This window comes from Streptomyces sp. MK37H, from assembly GCF_018035285.1.
GTDB lineage: Bacteria > Actinomycetota > Actinomycetes > Streptomycetales > Streptomycetaceae > Streptomyces > Streptomyces endocoffeicus.
The window spans coordinates 1-3,222 of sequence record NZ_JAAAYH010000674.1 but is presented as its reverse complement, the minus strand read 5'-3'; the positions used below and the strand labels follow the sequence as shown (position 1 = coordinate 3,222).

The 3,222-nt window shown below is 73.9% G+C and carries 4 protein-coding genes; 2 read left to right on the top strand and 2 right to left on the bottom strand.

Annotated elements, in window-relative coordinates; all coding sequences use genetic code 11:
* Positions 1–194: 194 nt before the first annotated feature.
* Entirely contained in the window at positions 195–497 is a 303-nt protein-coding gene (locus GWI24_RS42530; protein ID WP_020873481.1) for an SHOCT domain-containing protein, read from the bottom strand.
* Between the two features lie 228 nt (positions 498–725).
* On the opposite strand from GWI24_RS42530, the gene GWI24_RS42525 reads away from it, so the two are divergent.
* Complete coding sequence (locus GWI24_RS42525; RefSeq protein WP_210951369.1) at positions 726–1,313, top strand: DUF4865 family protein; 588 nt, start codon at positions 726–728, stop codon at positions 1,311–1,313.
* Between the two features lie 223 nt (positions 1,314–1,536).
* Here the strand turns inward: GWI24_RS42525 and GWI24_RS42520 are convergent, their stop codons facing one another.
* Complete coding sequence (locus tag GWI24_RS42520) at positions 1,537–2,766, bottom strand: ROK family protein (protein ID WP_210951368.1); 1,230 nt, start codon at positions 2,764–2,766, stop codon at positions 1,537–1,539.
* A 17-nt stretch (positions 2,767–2,783) separates the two neighbouring features.
* On the opposite strand from GWI24_RS42520, the gene GWI24_RS42515 reads away from it, so the two are divergent.
* The coding region (locus GWI24_RS42515) for an MFS transporter (protein ID WP_210951367.1) at positions 2,784–3,222 on the top strand (439 nt) is incomplete at its 3' end.

Below are 3,222 nucleotides of genomic sequence, written 5' to 3'. Positions count from 1 at the left end.
CCGCGGCACCGGCCCCCGCTGCTGCCGCATCGGCCCCGGCCGCCGCCGCTCCGGCGCCCGCGGTGCACGAGCGGGCCCCCGCGGCCGCCCGGTCGGCAGCCTCCCGCTGAGCATGCGAGCGTCCCGCCTCCAGCGAGGCGGGACAGCCCGGATACGCCCGGCGGCCCGTACCGCCCCGGCCTCCTCCGTCGCCGTCAGAGGGCCCCGCCCTTCGTCGCATGACGGCCGAACTGCTCGTCCAGGACGGACAGTCGGCGCCAGTACTCGTCCTCGTCGATCTCACCGGCCGCGAAGCGACGGCCCAGCACCGCGATCGGCGATCGCTCGCCGAAGTCCACGGGGCCGGGGCCGTGCCGCCAGGGGGCGCGCCCGCGCCATCCGGCGCGCCGCAGCACGAAGACCGCGCCGCCGACGACCAGCGCCCACATCAGCGGGACGAGCAGAATCCACGGTCCGGGGCCATCGCCGTCGGCGAAGCCGTGCGCCAGGGTGTTCATGGTGATCGCGCTCCTCGGGAGTGGGTTTCTCATGGCCCTCATCTCGTGACCACTCCCGAGGATCACTCCCTTACGGTGCCCTGGTCGTCGTACGGCCGACGACAGTTCCGGTACCTCCCGGGGAGTACGCGCACCGGCCCGGCTCGTTCTGTACCTACTAGTGTGTACGATTAAAGGAGCCCAGAACGACCGCATGTGAACACGCGCCCCGCCGACAGGAGTTCACCGATGCTCGCCATGCAGTACCGGATCACCCTGCCCGCCGACTACGACATGAAGATCATCCGGCACCGGGTGGAGACGAAGGGGCCACTGCTCGACGACTTCTCAGGGCTGGGCCTCAAGGCGTACGGCATCCGGGAGCGCGGTGTGGACGGCTCGCCGGTCCATCAGTACGCGCCGTTCTATCTGTGGACCGCACCCGAGGCCATGAACCGCTTTCTGTGGGGCCCCGGATTCCAGGGCATCGTCCGGGACTTCGGCAGGCCCCCGGTCGAGCACTGGCAGGGGCTCGCCTTCGAGCGTGGCCCGGCCGCGGGTGCCGTGCCGAGCGCCGCCACCCGCCACGCCGAGCCGGTCCCGGCCGCCGCCGATCCCGCCTCCGCCGTCGAGGGCGCGCTGGCGCGGCTGGCCGAGCGCGCCCGTAAGGACGGCGTCCACACCACGGCCCTCGGCATCGACCCACGCGGCTGGGAACTGATCCACTTCACGCTCTGGGAGGAGTCGGCACCGCCATCGGAGCCCGGCGACCGGTACCAGGTGCTCCATCTGTCCGCACCCGGCCTGAACGCGCTGCCCACGGGACGGCGGTGGTGACGGCCGTGCGTACGGGCCTGTCCGCCACGATGACCGGCTACTGGGCGCGGTTCGCCGCCACCGGTGACCCCAAACGGGCCGGGCGCGCCCCGCTGGCCGCGGTACACCGCAGACCGCGACCACGTCCAGGTGCTGGCACCGGACCGGACCGCGCCCACCACCGGTTTCGCGGCCGATCACCGCTGCGCGTTCTGGCAGCCGCCCTCCGCACGGACTGACCGGTTCAGGCGGCCGAAAGCGCCGCCAGCGGATCGTCCAGCACCGGCTGCCACGCCAACTCCGCCGCCCCGACCAGGCTGTTGTGGTCCAGTGTGCACGGCAGAATCGGAACGCCCCCGCTCCGGCCCCACAGGCTGCGCTCCGCCACCACAGCGCGCAGCCGCTCCGGGTCGGCCTCCAGGAGCTCGCGGTGCAGTCCGCCGAGGATGATGCGGTCCGGGTTCAGGATGTTGACCAGCCCGGCGAGCCCCAGGCCGAGGCGGTCGATGAGCTGCTCGGTGGCCGCCCTTACGGACGGCGCCGTGGCGTACTCCTCGCGCAGCAGATCGCGGGCCTGCTGCAGCAGGGACACCTCCGGGCCCGGGTCGCGCCCGGCCGCCGTGAGGAAGGCGAGCGGATCTGCCTCGATGTCCAGACAGCCGCGGCTGCCGCAGTGGCAGGGCGGGCCCTCGGGGTTGACGGTCAGATGGCCCACCTCGAGGGCGAGCCCCGCGCTGCCCGTGTGCAGCCGTCCGTCGAGCACCAGCGCGCCACCGACGCCCCGGTGCCCGGTGGCGACACAGAGCAGGTGCTGGGCGCCGCCGCCCGCGCCATGGCGGTGTTCGGCGAGCGCGGCCAGGTTGACGTCATTGCCCGCGAAGCCGGTGACCGGCTCGCCGTCGTGACCACGGATCCCGGCCGCGGCCAGACTGCGGTTGAACAGCTCGCGCACCGGTGCGCCCGCGGGCCAGGCGACGTGCAGCGGGTTCAGGGCGGTGCCCTCCGGCTCGGCGACCGCGGACGGGACGGCGAGCCCCGCGCCCACACAGCGGCGGCCGGTCTCCCGCAGCAGCCGGGCACCGGCCTCGACGACCGCGTCGATCACATGCGCCGGGTCGGCGGGCACGGTCATGCAGCCGGGGGCGGTGGCCACGGTCTGTCCGCCGAGCCCGACCAGCGCCGCGCGGAAGCCATCGGCGTGCACCTGGGCGGCGAGCGCGACCGGCCCGTGGGGGGCGATCGACAGCCGGTGCGAGGGACGGCCCTGTGCCCCGGCGGCCCCGAGCGGCCGCGAGTCGACCTGGATCAGGCCGAGCGCCTCCAACTCGGCGGCGACCGCGCCCGCGGTCGCGCGGGTCACCCCGAGTTCGGCGGTGAGCACGGCGCGGGTGGGGGCGCGGCCGGTGTGGACGAGTGCCAGTGCCGGGCCAAGAGCGCTTCGGCCGCGCTCGAGCCTTGTCCGTGTCTGGGTCACGCCTCTATTCTCACTTTGTGCCGACTCCAAACAAAACAAGGACGGCCACTCCGGGCACGCGCCGCTCCGTCTCCACGGATCGCGACCTCACCCGACTCCGCGCCGCCATCACCGTGTTCTTCTTCCTCGACGGATTCGTGTTCGCCGGGTGGGTCGCCCGGATCCCCGCGATCAAGGACCAGACGAGCGCCTCGGAGGGCGCGCTGGGGCTGGCGCTGCTCGGCGTGTCCGCGGGCGGTACGGCCACGATGATGGCCACCGGACGCCTGTGCCGCCGCTTCGGCAACCATCCGACGACGGTGGCCGCCGGTGTGCTGCTCGCGGGCTCCGTCGCGCTGCCGCCGCTGACCCACTCCGCGCTCGCCCTCGGCTTGGTGCTGCTGGTCTTCGGCACCGGGTTCGGCGCGCTCAACGTGGCCATGAACAGCGCGGCCGTCGACCTCATCGCCGCCCTGC